Below are 606 nucleotides of genomic sequence, written 5' to 3'. Positions count from 1 at the left end.
AAACGATCACGTTCCGTTTTGGAGAGCAGTGGAGGAGGCGACTCCTTCACTGACTTTAATTATAAAAGTCGCGGGTGGATTGTCCGAGACTAAAAACGGACGTGGAGGACGGAGTAAGACCGCATCTAATGTGGCATCTTCCAGCGAAGCGTCAACCCACCAATTCCCTAAACAACTTTCTTTGTTTGGGTAGATTGGAATCCCCCTGATTCATCAGTGGGGAGGATGTGTGCGATTCGTTGCAGATGAATCACGGTCAAGTCCGTAAATAACTCTGCCAGCCAAGACTCCCAAGTCTAGCTGAACTCCAGACATGATGTGAGTGCAAGTCTCACCCGTCAGACTCAGACGTGACTCCCTATCTGCCCACGATGACCCGACTCGGAATTCGGGAGGTCGAAGCTGGGAACAGGACGCAAACAGACCTCCGATACGGGATGACACTGGCGTTAATGGGGAGTTCCTACGATGAAACAGAACCTAAAAAAGCAACCCCCCCCAAGGCAGGGCGTATTACCAAAACCCTGACCTCACTGGAGTTCAAAACCCGCAGCATATATATCCAATAGCTGTAAGAGTCCTGGGTTTTCAGTGGTTGAAGTGGCT

The 606-nt window shown here is 50.3% G+C and carries 1 pseudogene; it reads left to right on the top strand.

What is annotated here, in order from left to right:
- A pseudogene (locus K4039_RS26660) lies at nt 1-193 on the top strand (hypothetical protein); the annotation flags it as partial.
- Nucleotides 194-606: the final 413 nt, after the last annotated feature.

Origin of the sequence: Lyngbya sp. CCAP 1446/10 (genome assembly GCF_026130175.1) — a bacterium.
In the GTDB taxonomy this organism is placed as follows: domain Bacteria; phylum Cyanobacteriota; class Cyanobacteriia; order Cyanobacteriales; family Microcoleaceae; genus Microcoleus.
Note: the sequence above shows the minus strand (reverse complement) of the source record. Positions and strands in the feature narration are given on the sequence as shown.